At 73.7% G+C, this 18,390-nt stretch carries 13 protein-coding genes; 7 read left to right on the top strand and 6 right to left on the bottom strand.

Features of this window, described 5'->3' with window-relative positions; translation table 11 throughout:
* Positions 1–160: 160 nt before the first annotated feature.
* Entirely contained in the window at positions 161–1,084 is a 924-nt protein-coding gene (gene metF / locus ABEA93_RS07575; RefSeq protein WP_345674530.1) for a methylenetetrahydrofolate reductase [NAD(P)H], read from the top strand.
* Here the strand turns inward: metF and ABEA93_RS07570 are convergent.
* On the bottom strand, positions 1,011–1,430 hold the full coding sequence (locus tag ABEA93_RS07570) for a hypothetical protein (RefSeq protein WP_345674529.1): 420 nt from the start codon (positions 1,428–1,430) through the stop codon (positions 1,011–1,013). The two genes, metF and ABEA93_RS07570, sit on opposite strands and share 74 nt — an antisense overlap.
* 162 nt (positions 1,431–1,592) lie before the next feature.
* Between ABEA93_RS07570 and ABEA93_RS07565 the strand changes: the two genes are divergently transcribed.
* Positions 1,593–2,690 (top strand): hypothetical protein, encoded by a 1,098-nt coding sequence (locus tag ABEA93_RS07565; RefSeq protein WP_345674528.1) that lies wholly within the window; start codon positions 1,593–1,595, stop codon positions 2,688–2,690.
* A 29-nt stretch (positions 2,691–2,719) separates the two neighbouring features.
* Here ABEA93_RS07565 and ABEA93_RS07560 read toward each other — a convergent pair whose 3' ends face one another.
* The 5 genes from ABEA93_RS07560 to ABEA93_RS07540 all read right to left on the bottom strand — a co-directional run bounded on the left by ABEA93_RS07560 (position 2,720) and on the right by ABEA93_RS07540 (position 9,422).
* The gene (locus ABEA93_RS07560) at positions 2,720–4,174 is read right to left on the bottom strand and encodes a phytoene desaturase family protein (RefSeq protein WP_345674527.1); all 1,455 of its coding nucleotides are present in this window, start codon (positions 4,172–4,174) and stop codon (positions 2,720–2,722) included.
* A 101-nt stretch (positions 4,175–4,275) separates the two neighbouring features.
* Positions 4,276–5,724: a M1 family metallopeptidase gene (locus ABEA93_RS07555; protein ID WP_345674526.1), complete on the bottom strand. Its 1,449-nt coding sequence runs from the start codon at positions 5,722–5,724 to the stop codon at positions 4,276–4,278.
* A gap of 68 nt (positions 5,725–5,792) precedes the next feature.
* A complete protein-coding gene (locus tag ABEA93_RS07550) occupies positions 5,793–7,655 on the bottom strand; it encodes an LAGLIDADG family homing endonuclease (protein WP_345674525.1) in 1,863 nt (620 codons plus the stop codon).
* A complete protein-coding gene (locus ABEA93_RS07545) occupies positions 7,652–7,849 on the bottom strand; it encodes a hypothetical protein (RefSeq protein ID WP_345674524.1) in 198 nt (65 codons plus the stop codon). The genes ABEA93_RS07550 and ABEA93_RS07545 overlap by 4 nt, the downstream gene beginning before the upstream one ends.
* Positions 7,850–9,065: 1,216 nt before the next feature.
* Positions 9,066–9,422 (bottom strand): arsenate reductase family protein, encoded by a 357-nt coding sequence (locus tag ABEA93_RS07540; protein ID WP_345674523.1) that lies wholly within the window; start codon positions 9,420–9,422, stop codon positions 9,066–9,068.
* 377 nt (positions 9,423–9,799) lie between these two features.
* Here ABEA93_RS07540 and ABEA93_RS07535 point away from each other — a divergent pair, with 377 nt between their 5' ends.
* The 5 genes from ABEA93_RS07535 to dinB all read left to right on the top strand — a co-directional run bounded on the left by ABEA93_RS07535 (position 9,800) and on the right by dinB (position 18,120).
* Complete coding sequence (locus ABEA93_RS07535) at positions 9,800–10,213, top strand: DUF6504 family protein (protein WP_345674522.1); 414 nt, start codon at positions 9,800–9,802, stop codon at positions 10,211–10,213.
* 1,429 nt (positions 10,214–11,642) lie between these two features.
* On the top strand, positions 11,643–12,215 hold the full coding sequence (locus tag ABEA93_RS07530; protein ID WP_425584871.1) for an SAV_6107 family HEPN domain-containing protein: 573 nt from the start codon (positions 11,643–11,645) through the stop codon (positions 12,213–12,215).
* Between the two features lie 160 nt (positions 12,216–12,375).
* A complete protein-coding gene (locus ABEA93_RS07525; protein WP_345674521.1) occupies positions 12,376–16,002 on the top strand; it encodes a DNA polymerase III subunit alpha in 3,627 nt (1,208 codons plus the stop codon).
* Between the two features lie 52 nt (positions 16,003–16,054).
* Positions 16,055–16,786 (top strand): methyltransferase, encoded by a 732-nt coding sequence (locus ABEA93_RS07520; RefSeq protein WP_345674520.1) that lies wholly within the window; start codon positions 16,055–16,057, stop codon positions 16,784–16,786.
* Between the two features lie 101 nt (positions 16,787–16,887).
* Positions 16,888–18,120 carry a DNA polymerase IV gene (gene dinB / locus ABEA93_RS07515; RefSeq protein WP_345674519.1) on the top strand — a complete coding sequence of 411 codons (1,233 nt, stop codon included), beginning with the start codon at positions 16,888–16,890 and terminating at the stop codon, positions 18,118–18,120.
* Positions 18,121–18,390: the final 270 nt, after the last annotated feature.

Genomic DNA, 18,390 nt, shown 5'->3' with positions numbered 1-18,390 from the left:
GAGAGGGCGGTGGCGGGCCATTCCCGCGGGCCGTTCTGCCCCGGCACAGGCCTGACCTGCCCGGACCCGGTCCGAGGCCCGTCCCCGACCGGCCCCCGACACCGTCTCGCGACCCGGACAGCGGCTCCTCAGCCGCGCCTCCGGCGGCTAACCTCGGCTTATGTCCGTCGAAGTCGCCTCGCCCCGCAACGGTCGCGCGCCCGCCATCCGCGATCTGCTCGCGAGCGGCAAGCAGACGTTTTCGTTCGAATTCTTCCCGCCGAAGACCGACGTCGGCGAACGGCACCTGTGGGACGCACTGCGCCGGGTCGAGGCGCTCGGCCCGTCGTTCGTGTCGGTGACGTACGGCGCGGGCGGGTCGAACCGCGACCGCACGGTCAACATCACCGAGCGCATCGCCACCGAGACGACGCTGACCCCGGTCGGCCACTTCACCGCCGTCGGACACTCCCTCGCCGAGCTGCGCAACATCATCGGGCAGTACGCCGACGCGGGCGTCCACAACGTGCTGGCGCTGCGCGGCGACCCGCCGGGCAATCCGCAGGGCGAGTGGGTGGCGCACCCGCAGGGGTTCACCTACGCGGAGGAACTGGTCCGGCTGCTCAAGGAGTCCGGCGACTTCTGCGTGGGCGTCGCGGCGTTCCCCGAGATGCACCCGCGGTCGACCAACTGGGACGACGACATCCGGCACTTCGTCCGCAAGTGCCAGTCCGGCGCGGACTACGCCATCACCCAGATGTTCTTCCACGTCGACGACTACCTGCGGCTGCGCGACCGCGTCGCGGCGGCGGGCTGCGACGTGCCCATCATCCCGGAGATCATGCCGGTCACGAACGTCGGCCAGATCGAACGCTTCGCCCAGCTCAGCAACGCCGACTTCCCGGCGGAGCTGGCCGACCGCGTCCGCGCCGTCGCCGACGACCCCGCCGCCGTCCAGGCGGTCGGCATCGAGTACGGCACGGCGATGAGCGAGCGCCTCCTCGCCGAAGGCGCCCCCGGCCTGCACTTCATCACCCTGAACCGGTCGACCGCGACGCTGGAGATCTACCGGAACCTGGGCCTCCACGAGCGCCCGCGGGACTGACACCGGCCGGACGGGGCGGGACAGGGGCGCCGCGGCGGCTCCGACCGTAGGCGTCCAGCAACGTCGCGGCCCGCAGCCGCAGTTCGCGCTCGACAAGCCCCGTGACGCGCACCGACACGACGTCCGCGCCGACGGCGACCGCCACGTCGACGTCCAATCGGGCACGGGCGCCCGCGAGCGGATATGCGTACCACGCCCCGGGATCGTCGTCGTCGGTGTGCTCGAGCCCCAGCGCGACGGTGTCCCAGTCGGTGTCGTCGAAGGCGTACTCGGCATACCGCGCGAGCAGTTCCAGGAACGGGCGGAGATTGTCCGCCATGACCCATCCGTCGAGCGACTCCGCCACGGTGCCTCCTTGCAGGCCTTGCCCGGCGTCCGACAGCGCGGGATACCCGCAGAGCAGGCTGCGCGGGGGCCGTTGCGTTGCTTGCCCCGGGGGCGGTTCCCGGAAACGCGCACAACGAATTAGGGTGAAGCACCGTCATCCGTTCGACTGAAGGGCGCGCCGGTGCAGATGGGCATGCTCGTGCTGTACGTCCTCTTCGTCCCGGTCGGCCTGTGGTTGGTCAGCGAGGCGCTGTGGCAGCAGGGAGCGCCGTTCCGGTACCGCGTGCTCGCCCTGCTCGGTTTCGTCGGGGTCGTGGCGGGTGTCGCGCTCGGCAACGGCATCATCGCCGGAGGCGGCGGATTGTGCTTCCTGGCCGGGCAGTTCCTGGTCACACGCCAGGTGCGCAAGGGTCAGCCGATCGGCTGGACGGTCGGATTCGGGCGCAAGCCGGCGCCGCGCCGCGGCCGCCGCCGTCCGGAGACCCAGCCCGCAGCGGCCACCGGGGCCGCCGCCGGCGCGACCGAGGCCGAGACGTTCGTCGACGGCATGGCCCCGGTCGACGCGTTCGCCCAGCACCCCGCGGACGGCGGGCCCGACACCGGCGCACACGCGCTCGGCCGAGTCGGCTTCGACAAGGGGTTCGACGCCCAGTTCGAGGGCGCCTTCGAAGGCGTCTACCTGCCCAACTACGGCCAGGACGACTACGCCAACCCGCCCGCCGCCTACGGCACGGACTACGCCCCCGCCTACGGCGACCCCACCACAGCCGGCGCCTTCCCCGGATATGCCGACCAAGCCCCCGAGTTCACCCCCGGCTACGCCGCCGCCCCGGCCTACGGCACCGACCCGGCCGCCCCCGACTACAACCCCGGCTACGACACCAACGCCTACGCCACCGGCCAACTCCCCGGCTACCCGGCCCACGACACCGGCGGCTACGCCGTCCCCGCGACCGGCGGCTACGCCGTTCCGGACACCGGCGGCTACGCGGCCCATGACACCGGGGGCTACGCAGTCCAAGACACCGGCGGCTACGCACTCCAGGACACCGGCGGCTACAGCACCCCCGAGGGCACCTACATCGTCCCCGCGACCGGCGGCTACCCCGCGCAGGCCCCCGGCTTCCCCGCCGACCCGGCGACCGGCGGCTACGCCGCTCCGGGCACCGGCGGTTACGCCGTCCCCGACCCGGCCGCCCCGGCGTACCCGCCCGCGTATCCGCCGCCCCCGGGACTCCCCCCGGTCCCCCACCACCCGCCGACGGCGCCCCAGGCCTGACCCCGGATCCTCCGCCGAGGCGAGGCGGGCTACCGCCCGATCAACTCCGCCACCAGCGCCGCACCCATCCCCACCCCGATCAGCCCGCCGCCCGGGTGCGCGCCCGCGCCGACCTCGTACAACCCGGCCGTCTTCGAACGGTTGGGCCGCCCGCCGGACACCGGGGACGCCGCCACCCTCCCGCCCGGCACGCCCGTCGCGCGCTCCAGGTCGGCAGGCGTGCGGAGTTCGGACCAGCGCAGCCGGTCGGCCACCGGGAGGCCGCGGCGGGCCAGGGCGTCGACGACCGTCGCGGTGTACTTCTCCCGCACGCCCGGCGCGTCCCAATCCACCGTGCCGCGCTCGCCGCCGCCGCCGTGCGGCGGGACCCGGACGTGCACCGTCCACGCCTCGTCGCCGTCCGGCGCACTGCCGGCGTCGCCCGGGGCGGTGACGCACAGCGTCGGATCCGCGGGCGGGCGGCCGTCGGCACCGAACAGGGCCTCCGCCTCGGCCGCCGGATCGTCCGGGAACAGGTAGGAGCGATACGGCTGTTCCGGCGTCCGCCCACGCAACGCCAGGTGTAGCTCGGCGTACCCGGACGCCCGCTCCGTGCCGCTCTTCGCCCGCGGCGCGGCCACGCCGCCGACCGCAAGCGCGTCACCGCAGCCGTCCGCGACCACGGCGTCCGCGTCGATCCGCGACCCGTCCGCGAGGACCACGCCGTCGACCGTGCCGCCGGGCGCCGACACTTCGGCGACCTCGGTGTGCGCCAGGAACTTCACGCCGCGTTCGAGGCAGCGTTCGAACAGGGCATCCGCGATCAGATGCAGGCCGCCGCGTACCGTCCACAACCCGAAGGTCTGTTCGAGATAGGGGAGCACCGCGACCGTCGCGGGCGCCTGCCGCGGGTCCAGCCCGGCACCCAGCGCGAACCGTTCCGCATGCATCCGCAGCCGCGGGTCCCGCAGGTACGAGCGGGCCAGCGGCCGCAGCGTCCGCCACGGCATCGTGGTCCGGAAGTCCTTGAACCCGCCCGTCGCCCGCCGCGGCTTCGCCGGCTCCGACGGCACCTCGAAGAACCCGGTGCGCATCACGCCCCACATCGCCGCACCACGGTCCATGAACCGGTTCCAGTCCGCACCCGCACCCGAGCCGAACGCGCCGTCGAACGCCGCCGCGGCACCCGCCCGCGTCGCGTTCGGCACATCCACGACCGTCGCGCCGCGGTCGAACGAGCACCGCGTCGTCGGATCCACGCCGACCAGGTCGACGCACTCCTCCAACGCCGCCCCGGTCTTCAGGAACAAGTCCCGGTACACCGCGGGCAGCGTGAGGACCGTCGCGCCACTCGTGAAGGTGAACCCGTCGCGGCGGAACGACCCGAGCATGCCGCCATGGCCGCCCGAACGCTCGCACAACGTCACCTCGTGACGCTTCACCGCGAGGCGCGCCGCCACCGCGAGCCCGCCCATACCTGCACCGACGACAACGATTCGAGCCACGTCGCCCGAGCGTACGCCACCGCGCGGAGCGGCCGGGGCCGTGGCTCACCGGCCGAGCCCGTGGGCCCACCGGCCGGGCGCGGCTCCCGACCGGGCCCGGCTCACCACTCGGGCTTGGCGTCCTCGAACAGCCACGGTTCGAACACCGTCGGACCCAGGTTCTGCCCGCTCAGCCGGGTGCACAGGGCGGTGAAGTCGGCGGTGGCGACGGTGCCGTAGCGGTGCTCGCTCAGCCAGGTGCGCAGGATCGTGAAGAAGACCTCGTCGCCGACCGCCGCGCGGACCTTCTGCAAGGCGAGCGCGCCCCGCTGGTACATCGGCGCCCGGGACACATTCTCCGGCGAGCCCGGGTCGGCGGGCGGGAACGCCCACATGCCCTGGCCCTCGGCGGGGGACTCGGCGTAGGTCTGCGCCGCGGCCTCGGCGGCCGTCGGCCCGCCGTGGTCCTCCGCCCACAGCCACTCGGCGTAGGTGGCGAAGCCCTCGTTGAGCCACATGTCCTGCCACGTCCCGGGCGTCACCAGGTCGCCGAACCACTCGTGCGCCATCTCGTGGATCACCGTCTCGCCGCCGGGCGACCCGTCGAAGAACGGCCGGGTCTGCGTCTCCAGCGAGTACTCGAGGTCCGGCATGTCGACGACGACCGCGCCCGTCGCCCCGAACGGGTAGGGGCCGAACCGGTCGCTCGCCCAGGGGATCATGGTGCCGAGGATCTCCGGCACCGCCTCGGTCTCCGGGGACGCGGCCTGCGGATCGACCGCGATGTACGACGGGACGCCGGCGATCGTCCCCTCCGACACGTCGAAATGCCCGATCGCGAGCATCGCCAGATAGCTCGCCATCGGCTCGTCGGCCCGCCAATGGAACGCCGTCTTGCCCTCGGGCGCGGCGGTCTTCTCCACCAGGCGCCCGTTCGACACCGCGACCAGGCCGTCCGGGACGGTGACGGTGATGTCGTACGCCGCCTTGTCGGCCTGCGTGTGGTTCCCCGGGAACCAGCCCGGCCCACCCGCCGGTTCGCCCAGCGCGACAGCGCCGTCGTGCGTCGTCATCCAGCCTTCGCGCGAACCGTCCGGGTCGACGATGGTGTCCGGAACGCCGTCGTAGACGACCGTCGTGGTGAACGCGCGCCCGTCCGCGATCTCCACCGGGGGAGTGACGGTCAGCTCGTCACCCTTGCGGGTGTACCGGGCCGGGGCGCCGTCGACGGTGACCGCCCGCACGTCCAGACCGTGCAGGTCGAGGTTGAACGCGGTCAGCCGCTGCGTGGACTTCGCCGTCAGCACGGCCGTCGCGGCGAGGCGGTTGCCGTCCGGCACCCAGTCGAACGTCAGCCCGTAGTGCTCGACGTGATAGCCGCCGTTGCCCAGCGACGGGAACAACGGGTCGCCGACCCCCGCCGACCCGGCGTCCGGCACCGTACTCGGCGGCCGGTCGATCGCCCCGCTGTTGCTCCCCTGCCCGGGCGACGACGTACAGCCCGCGGCCGGGACCACGAGCAACAACCCCGCGGCGACACGGGCAGCGGACCGGCGGAGACGAGACGGCATGCAGGGATGATCCCGCAGCCGTCCCGCCTCCGACGGCAGGGTCGCGGCGTTTCGTCAGGCGCCGGTGATCAGGCGCCTACCCGGAACCCGTGCGCCGAGCCCAGCCGGGCGAGGCTGTCGTGCCCCGGGATCCCGTCCGCGGCACTCCCGCCGTACCCGAGCCGCCGCTGCCAGGCCGCGTACGCACTGATCGTCCTGGTCCCGAACGACCCGTCCACGTACCGCGAATCCAACAGCCCTTCGGCCGCCAACGCGCGCTCCACGGCCAACACCCCGTCCCGGTACGCCATCGGCGTCCCCGGCGCCGGCGCGTCCTTCCGCGCGGCCTCCCGCACCCGGGCCAACGACACCACCACAACCTGCGGCTGCCCCCCGGAGCTTCCGGTCCCACCCCACGAGGGATCCGCCGAAACGATGCCGCCCGAGTACGCCGGATACCCGTACGCATACACGTACGAATCCCGCCGCGACCGCTTCTTGTAGTAGACCCCGTCCCCTTCGGCTGAGCCGGTGGCGTTGGTGTTGTGGGTGGGCGTGAACCCGTCGGTGATGTAGAGGTGCGAGGGCGCCGAGACCGCGATGCACTGCACCTCGTCGTCGCGGAGGTACTCGACCGAGACGATCCTGCGGTGCCAAGCCCCGTTGCGGGGCCGGAACCGGTCGGCTTTGCGGGGGAGGTGGAAGGGGTTGTCGAACGGCATGTTGATGTTCTGGACGCGGTAGGCAGGGGACGCCGCCTTGGGCGTCTTCTGGCTCGGCGAGGTGGAGAACACGTTCGTCTTCACGTTGAGCGCCGCGTGGCCGCCCAGCGAACGCACGATTTCCTGGACGTCGAGCGCCAGTTGTCGGGAGCAGCTGGTGAACTCGGCCCGGCCGACGGCATCGATGTGGCCGTCGGAATCCATGAGGCCACGGAGCAGCGCCAAGCGGTCCTTCACCGATGCGAGTTTGTAGGAGGTGGGGATGAACTTGTTGTGAGCGGTCTTGCCCCAGAGGCCCAGCCCGCGTAGGGATCTGACCACCTGGTTACCGGCTTTGCTGTCCGTGGTGATGATCCGCCAGCTGCCGGGCTTCGACGTGTCATTCGCGACATGCGGAACAAGAGCGTGACTGGCCGGGAGCAACTCACGTACCGATTCGAGGATCTCGGGATCGATATTGGTGAAGCTCAGACCGCCGCTGCCCGCCATGCCACCCTCGCCGATGAGCAAGCCGAGCAGGTAGGGAGGGATCGGCAGCAGGTCGTCTACGAGGTACTCGACCGGCTGAATCTGCGGCACTCGCACTCGCATCCGCGGGTTGGCGACGAGACGTGCCAATTCGAGAGTCGTGACGATCCACGGCTTGCGCTGATCGACCTTCACCTTCCACAGGTGCTCGTCGCACGCCTCGACCGTCGACCCGTCCTGGCGCGTCACCCGGTAGACCCGGCGCACGCCCTTCGGGAACACCCCGGTGACGACCGACGGTTGCCCATCCGGGTCGACCACCGCGTCGCCGACTCGGATGTCGCCCATACGGACGAATCCGCGGGGGGTCAGGACGGCCGAGTCCAGCGACTGGGCATTCCCCTCCACGCTGAAGATGTAGTTGCTGTCGTAGGCGTAGACGATTCCGGTGTGGGAGCCGCCGCCCGGGCCGTAGAACACCTGGGCGCCGATGGCGGGGTAGTCGGAGGAGCGGCCGCGGTCGCGGAACCACTGGAGGCCGGTGGCGCAGGAGGCGGTGCGGGGGAAGAGCTCGGCGGCGCCGGCCTGGAGGGCGCACCAGGAGACGAAGGTGGCGCACCAGGGTTGGCCGTCGGACCAGCCGAGGCCGGGGACTTGTTCGCTGTACTTCTGGATGTTGTTCCAGTCGCCGTCCGCGTCGCGGCCTTCGTGGTAGCCGACTTCGGCTTCGGCGACGTTGATGATGTCGTCCGGGTTGCTCACGGCTGCGCTCCTTCCGGGTCGGTGGAGGTCGAGGCGGTGAGCAGGGACTCGTCGAGGATCACGTCGGGTTCGCCCGCTTCGGGGAATCGGCCGGTGCTGGGCGGGAGTTCGGCGGCGGCGCCGGGGTTGCCGGCGCTTTCGGCGTAGCGGTCGCCGTTGTGCGGGTCGTCGGGGGTGTGGTCCACGGGTTCCATGGCCGGAGGTCCTTCCTGACGCCGTGTGGGGACGACGGCCGGTGCGGAACCGAACACGGGTGGGCGACTTCGGGTCATGGTCGGCCTGTTGCCGACATGATCGGTCAATTCGCGTCACCAGCACCGTTATTCGGCCAAACCGGCCTTGTCGGGATTTTAGGGCGCCGACCAACCGCGCCGTGCGGGGTTTCCCGGATCCGCCGCGGAAAACCGGTGGCCGAACGATTCACCACCGGACAGGCGTTCGGGGTATGTTCCCGCCGGTAACAGAAATCCCCGGAGCATCGAGTGCCGCCTTGCCGGGTTTCCGGTCGCCGCACCAGGGCAGTGGGAAACCGCCTGCGCCGGATGCCTGTTCGGTGCACCGCCGGTACTCCGGCGGAAAAAGGCTCGGGGCCCGAGCGCGCCCCCCGCGCTCGGGCCCCGCCTTCCCGTGCCCGCTCCCCACGGCTGCACGGGCCCACCCCCCAGTGGGTCGTCGATGTGTTTGACTCGCGGGCCCCCGGAAGGGTTGTGCGTCTCGCGATATTTTCTGGAAATTCTCGGGCGGCGGGCATCGGCGCCGGGGAGGGGCTTTGGTCCGGCACCCGAAAAGTGGCTCTGACCTGCGGCGATGCTGATCCGCCCGAGGCTGGGGGCGCGAGGCGGCGGAAAAATTCGGCGGCGAGCGCGCCGCATGTGCGCCGGGTGCGCGGGTCTGCGCCGCCCGTCTCCGTCCCGCGCCCGCCCCGCACTCGCCCCCCCGCGGAGGGCGCGGATACTCAGCGCCCCCGCGGCCACTCCGCACAAGTACTCGGGTTGGCATCTGAGTACCTGTACGGATACCCGCGCCCCTCCGTCCCGGCAGAGTGGTGCTCGACGGGGAACGCGGTCCGGAGCCGGGGGGCGAAGGGCCGCGGAGCACACAGGGGAACGGGGCCGCGACTCCGGGGGGAGGGCGCGGCGCCGGCAGGGGGGACCACGGGGATGCGTGGGGGGAACGGGGACCGGGCGCCCCGGACGGCCGCTTACGGGGGAGCGGACGGCCGGGGAGCCCTGCACGAAGCGTCCGGCGGAAGCCGGGCGTGCGGAAACCGCATCCGCACCGCCGGCACGGGGCGGCGGTTCGGATGCTGCCGTCGCCACTGTCACGGGGGCGTGGCGGCATCGAAGCGGGCCATGCCTTCAACGGGGGAGGCATGGCCCGCTTCGCGTTGTCGTCCGGTCCGGAGCGCGGTCAGTCGACCAGCGAGCGGAGGGTTTCCTCGTCGCGGGCGACGACCGCGTGGCCGTCGTCGGCGGTGATGATCGGGCGCTGGATCAGCGACGGGTTCGCGGCGAGGGCGTCGATCCAGCGGTCGCGGTCCGCGTCCGTGCGGCCCCAGCCGGAGATGCCGAGGTCCTTGGCGGCCGGCTCGGCGGTGCGGGTGATGTCCCACGGCTCCAGGCCGAGGCGGCCCAGGACGGCGCGGATCTCGTCCGCCTTCGGCGGGTCCTCGAGGTAGCGGCGGACCGTGTACGTGACGCCCGCCTCGTCGAGGAACGCGGCGGCCGTGCGGCATTTCGAACAGCGCGGGTTGAGCCAGATCTCCATGCGCGCAGCTTAGGGACCCGGCCGCGGGTGGCGGGGTGCGCGGGCGGGGATCCGGCGATGTCGGTGCCGCGTGCGACCGTGGAAGTGCCCGGAAAAGCGGGGCGGAGCGGTGTTCGAACCTGGGCACCGGTCTCTCCAAGGATGATCGAAAAGAGTTCGAACAGATGGAGATCGCGGCAATGCGGCGACTCGCGTCTTATGGCATTGACTGTCGCCCGGGCGAGAGGTTTACTGGCTGCATCGTTCGAACTTGAGTTCGATGTTGATCGGGGGCTCGGCCCGACGGCCGACTCGGGTTCGGCGGCGGAAACCGCCCCCGGCCGGAGGTGCGAGGGGAAGCGCATCACCGGCCGGGGCACCGCACAGGAGGAGAAGCCATGGCACGACGTCACATCGACCCGGTCGAGGTGCTGCGGAGCGGCGGCGAGCCCGCCCGTTTCCTGTGGCACGACCGGCTGTATGTGGTGCGCGAAGTGCTGGACCACTGGATGGAAAACGAGGAGTGGTGGCAGGGCAGGGCGACCGGTGTGACGAGCGCGACCCGTACGGTCGCCCGCACCGCCGTGGCCGGCACCGCCACCACCGCACCCGCCGGGGCGACCGCGCCCGGCGGCACCACGATGCTCGCCGGAGCACCCGAACGGACGTCCGTGCTCGGCGGCCCCGAGTTCGCCACCGAACGCGAAGTCTGGCGCGTCGAGGCCGCGGCCGGCCGCTGCGCCCCGCTCGGCGTCTTCGACCTGCGCCTCGACGCCCACGGCGGGTGGACGCTCGCCCGGACGCTGGACTGAGGCGGCGGCCATGAGCACCACCCGGGAAACCACCGCCGGCCAGCTGATGCTGCCGACCCAGCCGACGGGATCGCCCCGCGGAGAGGCAGGGGACGCCGGCGCGGCCGCGGGCGAATCGCGTGGTGCCCAAGGGCCTGCCGCCGGGATATCCGCTGCCCCGGAGAGCCCGCCGGAGCCGCCCCGCACCGCCGATGGGCGCGGTACGGGGCCGGCTCCGGCAGGCGACCCGGTCGAGAAGCACGAGAAGTACGAGGAGGGCGAAGGGAGCGCGGCCGCGGTGACTGCGGCCGTGCTGCCGTTTGCGGGGGAAACGGCAGCACGGCCGGTACGCCGGACGGTGAGCCCGGGGCACGCCGGTCCGGGCCTCGCGGCCGGCGGCGAATCGCGTGGCGCCCGGAATCCTGCCGCCGAGCCGTCCACCGCCCCGGCAACCCTGCCGGGCCGGCCCCGCACCGCCAATGGGCGCGGCACGGGGCCGACCCCGGCGGGCGAGCCGATCGAGCAGCAGGAAGCCGAGAAGCAGGAAGTCGAGCAGCAGGAAGCCGAGCAGCCCGAAGGGGCCGCGACGGCTGCTGCCGTGCTGCCGCTTGCGCTGGCTGCCCTCCCCGCGGCAAAGGCCGGTGCTGCGGGACCGGCCTCCGAGCCGGGGCGGGTGGCTGCGGCCCCGGGCACCGCATCCGCACCTGGATTCGGCAAGGCCGGACCCGTCGGCGCCGCGGAGCCGAGTGGCGCCGCGAGCTCGGTCGGGCGTCCGCAGCCGCGGACCACTGAAGAGGCTTCGTCCAATGCGGTGATCAGCCCTGCGCTGCCGTTCGTCATGGACGTGGGCGGCGCTGCCGCGGAGCCGAGTGGCCCTGCGGGCCATCGCGCGGTGCCGGGCCGCCCGCGGCTGCAGAGTGCGGCCGACGGCCTTTCCGATGCCTCGGCCGCTCTGGTGCTGCCGTTCGTGGTGGACGTGGGCCCGGTCGGCGCCGCGGCGGGCGGCGCCGAGGTGTTGCCGTTTGCGGGGGAGGCGGAGCTTGCCGAAGCGGCCGGGGCTGTCGCGCGGCGAGGGCGTCGGGCCGCGCGGGTGAAGCGGAGGCGGAGCGTCGTCGCGACGGCGCTGCCGTATGCGGAGGAGGAGGTTGCGTGGGCCGACGCGCCCGCGGCCGACGGGACCCGGATACCCGGGGGCGGCGCGGAGCCGGCGGCCGGACGGCGCGGCCTGGCGCCGTGGGCACCGGAGTGGAGCGCGGGCACCGTGCCGGGCCCGGGTGGCGGGGCGGCAGGCACATCCGGGGAGCGGGGGGTCGCCCCGGCGACGGCTGTGCCTGCGGCCCGAGCCGGATGGGGCCGGGCCGGTTCGGGGATCCACGGCGGGCCTCGGAGCGTCCCCGGCTCCCGGGCCGGTTCGGAAGTCCGGACCGCCGGGGGAATCGCCCCGCCCGCCGTGGTCGCCTCCGCCGCCGTTCCGCGCCGGGCGGCCTGGCAGTCGGGGAACGCGGCGTCCGCAGCGGGAGCGGGAATCACCCCCTCCACCGCCCCGAGTCCGGTGCGGAGCGGGCGGGAGACCCCGCGCCCCGCGGTCCCCCGCGCGCCCGTGCGGTGGAGCAGCGCCCCGCCCGGGGCGTTGGACCTGCTGGGGCATGCGCGGCGAGCGCTGGCCGAGGCCGGCGAGGCGACCGCGCCCAACGAGCGGTACGCCGCCGCGCACTTGGCCGCGTTGCGGACCACCGCCGCGGTCCTCGCCGCCCGGGCCCGGCCGGAGCAGGAGAAGCCCGGACGCCGCCGCGCGCCGCGCAGCGCGTGGCAGCTGCTGCCCGAGGTCGCGCCCGAACTCACCGAATGGGCGGCTTACTTCGCCAGCGGCGCCCGCAAGCGCGCGGCCGCCGAGGCGGGCCTGCCCAACGCCGTCACCGCCCGTGAGGCCGACGACCTGATCCGCGACGTGGAGGTGTTCACCACGCTGGTGATCCGGCTGCTGGGCCTGCCACCACTCACCGTGATGCCCGAGAACGGCTGAGTCCGAGAAGGGCTGAGTCCGAGAAGGGCGGCGTCCGGGAAGTCCCGGCGCCGGAGCACCCCCGGGACCCGGAGGCAGCGACGGCCACCGTCCCGTCACCGGACCCCGCCCCCCGACCCCGAAGAACCAAGAACCGCCCGCACAACCCCCACCCCACCCCATGACCCCACCCTTCACCCACCTCCACACCGCCTCCGCCCACTCCATGCGGTACGGCGCCTCCCACCCCCGTGCCCTCGTCGAGCGTGCCGCCGACCTGGGCATGGACAGCCTTGCCCTCACCGACCGGGACGGCGTCTACGGCGCGGTCGCGTTCGTCAAAGCCTGCGTCGCCGCCGGGATCCGTCCGATCCTCGGCGCCGACCTCGCCCTCCTCCCCGACACGGAGGGGGAAGCAGCCCGGCCCGACCCCGACGCTCCGACCCGCAAGTCCCCGGTCCGCGGCGGCTCCTTCGTCGACCCCCGGTACCCCCGCGTCACCGTCCTGGCACGCGGCCGGTCCGGCTGGGCGGCGCTGTGTCGGCTGGTCAGCGACGCCCACCGGCGCGGGCGGCTGCTCGGCGGCCCCCGCCCCACCCCGGTGTGCACCCGCCAGTCCCTCCTCGAACACGCCGCCGGACACACCGCCGGACGAGCAGGACAAGAAGGACGAGCAGGGCGACCAGGCGACCTTGTGATCCTCCTGGGCCCCGACTCCGACGTCGGCCGCGCCGTGGCCGACCGCCGCCAGGACCGTGCCGCCCGCCTGCTCGCCGCCTACCGCGACGCCCTACCGCCGGACCACGACGCCCTGTTCCTCGAACTGGTCAGCCACTTCGGCCGCCCCGACGGCCCCTTGTCGACCTCGCGCGCCGCCCGGATGCTGCTGCTCGGGGACGCGTGCGGGGTGCCGTCCGTGGTCGCCAACGCGGTGCGGTACGCCGACCGCGAGGACGCCCCCGTCGCCGACGTGCTGGACGCCGCGCGGCGGCTCGTCCCGCTGAACCGCCGGCATCTCGACCGGGTCGGCAGCGAGGGCTACCTCAAGTCGTCCAACGACATGCTGCGGGTCGCCGTCGACATCGCCCAGCAGGCCGACCGCGGCACCGCGGGCGCGCTGCTCGGCCGGACCCGGGCGCTGGCCGAGTCGCTGGTGCTGGATCCGCGCGAGGACCTCGGCATGGGCAAGGTGTTCTACCCCGAGCCCGAGGTCGTGGGGGTGCCGTCGGCACGGGCCGCCGCCGAGCTGCGGGCGCGCTGCGAGGCCGGGCTGGGGCGCCGCGGGATCGCGTCGACGACGGAGGCGCTGACCCGGCTCGACGACGAACTCGCGCTGATCGGGCGGCTCGGCCTGGAGTCGTACTTCCTGACCGTGGCGGGCGTCGTCGACCTCGTCCGCGGCATGGGGGTGCGCTGCGCCGCCCGCGGGTCCGGGGCGGGCAGCCTGGTCAACCACCTGATCGGCATCTCCGGCGTGGACCCGCTGCGGTACGGGCTGATCATGGAGCGCTTCGTGTCCGACCGCCGCTCCGCGCTGCCGGACATCGACGTGGACGTGGAGTCGGCCCGCCGCACCGACGTGTACGAGGAGATCCTGGCGACGTTCGGCCCGGAACGCTGCGCGATGGTGTCGATGACCGAGACCTACCGGGCCCGGCACGCGATCCGCGACGTGGGTGCCGCGCTCGGTCTGCCGCCCGGCGAAATCGACGCGGTCGCCAAGGCGTTCCCGCACATCCGGGCCCGCGACCTGCGCGCCGCGCTGCGCGACCTGCCGGAGCTGCGGGCGTCCGGCATCACCGAGGCGAACTTCGGGATGCTGCTGACCCTCGCCGAGCGCCTCGACGGGCTGCCCCGGCACCTCGCGCTGCACCCGTGCGGCGTGCTGCTGTCCGACACGACCCTGCTGGACCGCACGCCGGTGGAGACCAGCGCGCAGGACTTCCCGATGAGCCAGTTCGGCAAGGACGACGTCGAGGACCTGGGGCTGCTCAAGCTGGACGTCCTGGGGGTGCGCATGCAGTCGGCGATGGCGCACGCGGTCGCGGAGGTCGGGCGCACCGGCGGCGGGCGGGTCGACCTGGACGCGGTGCCGTTCGACGACGAGGCCACGTTCGAGCTGATCCGGTCGACGCGCACGCTGGGCTGCTTCCAGATCGAGTCGCCCGGGCAGCGCGAACTCGTCGGCAAGTTCGCGCCCGAGACGTTCGACGACCTCATCGTGGACATCTCGTTGTTCCGGCCCGGGCCGGTGAAGAGCGACATGGTCACGCCGTTCCTCAACGCCCGGCAGGGCTGGAAGCCGCGCGACGTCCTGCACCCCGACCTGCTGCCCGCGCTCGCCGAGACCGAGGGCGTGGTGGTGTTCCACGAGCAGGTCATCCGCATCATCGCGACGATGACCGGCTGCGACTTCGCCCGTGCGGACGTGGCGCGGCGGGCGCTCGGCAGCATCGACGGGCAGACCGCGGTCCGCGACTGGTTCTGCGTGGAGGCCGACCGGCGGGGCTATCCGCGGCCGGTCGTCGAGCGGGTGTGGGAGGTGCTGAAGGCGTTCGCGTCGTTCGGGTTCTGCAAGGCGCACGCGGCGGCGTTCGCGGTTCCGACATACCAGTCGGCGTGGCTGAAGGCGCACCACACCGCGGCGTTCGTCGCCGGGGTGCTGACGCACGACCCGGGGATGTACCCCAAGCGGCTGATCCTGGACGACGCGCGCCAGTTCGGCGTGCCGGTGCTGGGCGTGGACGTCAACGTGTCGGACGCGGTGTACCGGGTGGAGCGCACGCCGGACGGGCGCGACGGCATCCGGATCGCGCTGGCCGAGGTCAAGGGCATCAGCGAGACCGAGGTGCGGCGCATCGTGGAAGGCCGCCCGTATACATCGCTCGCCGATTTCTGGCACCGCACCGGGACGTCCCGCCCGGTCGCGGAGCGGCTGATCCTGGTCGGCGGATTCGACACCGTGCACGGCATCGGCGACGGAAGCGGCACCGCGGCGGACGACTCCGTCCCGACCCGCCGCGACCTGCTGCTCCAGCTCGGCGACCTGGACCGCTACGGCCGCGAGGCCTCGCCCGCGAAGGGCCGCGCCGACACCCAGCTCGCGTTCGGCCTGGCCGAGCACGAAGTGCCCGCCGCGACCGGCCTGCCCGAAATGACGCCCGCCGAACGGGTCCGCGCCGAACTGGAGATCCTCGGCATGGACGCCGACCGGCACGTCGTCGAGTTCTACACCGACTTCCTCGACGCCCTCGGCACCACCCGCGCCCGCGACCTGCTGTCCCGCCGCTCGCGCAGCGAAATCCTGGTCGCGGGCGTCAAGGTCGCCACCCAGACCCCGCCGGTCCGCTCCGGCCGCCGCGTCGTGTTCCTCACCCTCGACGACGCGACCGGCCCCATCGACGCCACCTTCTTCGAGGACGCGCAGGGCCCCTACGCCGCGACGCTCTTCCACTCCTGGCTCCTGGTCGTCCGCGGCGTGCTGCGCCGCACCGGCCCGCGCGGCGTGTCGCTGCGGGCCACCGGCTGCTGGGAGATGGGGGCGCTGTACGAGGCGTGGCGCGAAGGCGGCCTCGACGCCGTGCACGCCCTGATGTCCGGCCCGGCCGGCCGCACCGCCGGACAGGCCGCCGAGGACGCCGTCGAAGGCGCCGCCGCGAGCCGCTCCACGCGCCCGGTCGTGCACCGCGTGCTGGTGCACCCGAGCGGGTTCCGGGTGTCCCCGTACGCCGACCTGCGCACGCCCGGCACCCCCGTCAAGGACGCGCCGCGCAAGCTGTGGCACACGAGCCCCGGGAGTTCGGGATGAGCAGCGGGAACGTTCTAGGGTGGAGCCCCGGGCAGATCTCAGGAGGCTCCCCTTGTCCGACCAGATGCGACGGCGCAGCTCGATGCGGACGGCCGTGGTGTGGCAGGTGCTGCGCGACGCGCTGGACCGCCGTGCCGCGGACACCGGCCGCGCCGCGCTCGACGTGCTGGACACCGGTGGCGGCACGGGCAACTTCGCGGTCCCGCTGGCCCGTCTCGGACACCGCGTCACCGTCGTCGACCCCAGCCCCGACGCGCTCGCCGCGCTGGAGCGGCGCGCCGCGGAAGCCGGGGTCACCGACCGGGTCGCCGCGTTCCAGGGCGACGCCCAGGCCCTGTTCGACGTCGTCGAGCCCGGGGCGGCCGACGTCGTGCTGTGCCACGGCGTCCTCGAGGTCGTCGACGAACCCGCCGACGCGCTCGGCACCGTCGCCGCGGCGCTGCGCGACGGCGGCACGCTCAGCCTGCTCGCGGCCAACCGCACCGGCGCCGTGCTGGCCCGCGCGCTCGCCGGCCATTTCGCGCAGGCTTCCGCGGCGCTGGCCGACCCGGCCGCGCTGCCGCGCCGGTTCACCGTCGACGAGCTGGTCGCCATACTCGCCAAGGTCGGCCTCCGGCCGGGCCCGGTGCACGCCGTGCGGGTCTTCTCCGACCTGGTGCCCGGCGTCCTCGTCGACGACCCGGCGTCCTTCGACGCCCTCCTCGACCTGGAGAAGGCGGCCGCCGAACTCCCCGAGTACCGCTCGCTGGCCACGCAGATCCACCTGCTCGCCGACAAGCCCTGACCCCCGCCCCGAAACCCGCCCCGAAACCGGCCCTGAAACCGGCCCCGAAGCCGGCACCGGCACCGGTCCTGTCCCGGTAGGCCGCGCCACCGGGGGGCGCCATGTCTGACATGTCCGCCTCCCCGGCCGGTCCGCCGACCGTCATGCACGTCGACATGGACGCGTTCTACGCGTCCGTGGAGATCCGCCGCCGCCCCGAACTGCGCGGCAAGCCCGTCGTGGTCGGCGCGCTCGGGCCGCGCGGCGTCGTGCTGTCCGCGACCCACGACGTGCGACCGTACGGGGTCCGGGCCGGCCAGCCCGTCGGCCGGGCCCGCCGGCTCTGCCCGCAGGCCGTGTTCCTGCCGCCCGACCACGACGAGTACGCGACGGTGTCCGCGAACGTCATGGAGGTCTTCCGCGCGGTCACCCCGGTCGTCGAACCGCTGTCCCTCGACGAAGCGTTCCTCGACCTGTCCGGATCGCTGCGGCGGCTCGGCGGCGACCCCGCGCACATCGGCGAGCAGATCCGCGCCCGGGTCGCCGACGAACAAGGCATCACGTGCTCGGTCGGCGTCGCGTCCACCAAGTTCGTCGCCAAACTCGCCGGAGCGACCGCCAAACCCGACGGGCTGCGCGTCGTCCCGGACGACGAAGTCCTCGAATTCCTCCACCCGCTGCCCGTCGACCGGCTGTGGGGAGTGGGCGAACGCACCGAAGCCGCCCTGACCCGCCTCGGCCTCCACACGGTGGGTGATATCGCCCACACCCCGGCCGCGACCCTGTGCCGCGCGCTCGGCCAAGCCGCCGGCCGGCACCTGCACGCGCTCGCGTGGGGGCGCGACGAACGGCCGGTCGTGCCGTCCGAACCGGAACGCAGCATCGGCACCGAGGAGACCTTCCCCGCCGATGTCGACGACCCCGCCGTGGTGCGCCGCACCCTGCTGCGACTCGCCGGCCGCACCGGCGCCCGGCTGCGCGCCGCCGGACTGGCCGGGCGCACCGTCACCCTCAAGGTCCGGTTCTCCGACTTCACCACCCTGACCAGGTCGAAAACCCTCCGCGACGCCACCGACGTGGGCCGCGACATCTACGCCACCGCGTGCGCGCTGCACGCCGGGCTCGGCCTGGAACGCGCCCGGCTGCGCCTGGTCGGCGTCCGCGTCGAGCACTTGGTGCCGGGCGACCGGCCCCGCCAGATGGTGCTCGGCGAACGCGCCCGCGGTTGGTCCGAGGTGGAACGCGCCGCCGACGCGGTCCGCGACCGGTTCGGCGGCCGCGCCCTCGCCCCCGCGAGCCTGCTCGCCGATCCGGGGCGCGACGGCCGGTCCCGCGGTCCGGGAACCCGTCGCTGATCCCACGCGTCTGCCCCTGTGGGATCGGGCGCGGACGCATATCATCCAGGGAGCGGCCGGGCACCGGCCGCGCACCACCGCCCGCCCCCGGCACGCAGTGGTCGGCGCGTACGTGATCGACAGACCGACGGACCGCTGACATGACCGCGCGCCGGACAGGGAATGCATCGGACAGGTGGGGGGCCGTCGCCGACGGACCGTCATCCGCGCCACGAGTCGACCAGGCGGCAGTACCGGCCGGGTCGTCTTTCCCGCGGGTGGCTTTCCCGA

The organism is Yinghuangia aomiensis, assembly GCF_039542225.1.
GTDB lineage: Bacteria > Actinomycetota > Actinomycetes > Streptomycetales > Streptomycetaceae > Yinghuangia > Yinghuangia aomiensis.
This window is presented reverse-complemented; position numbering and strand designations above follow the sequence as displayed.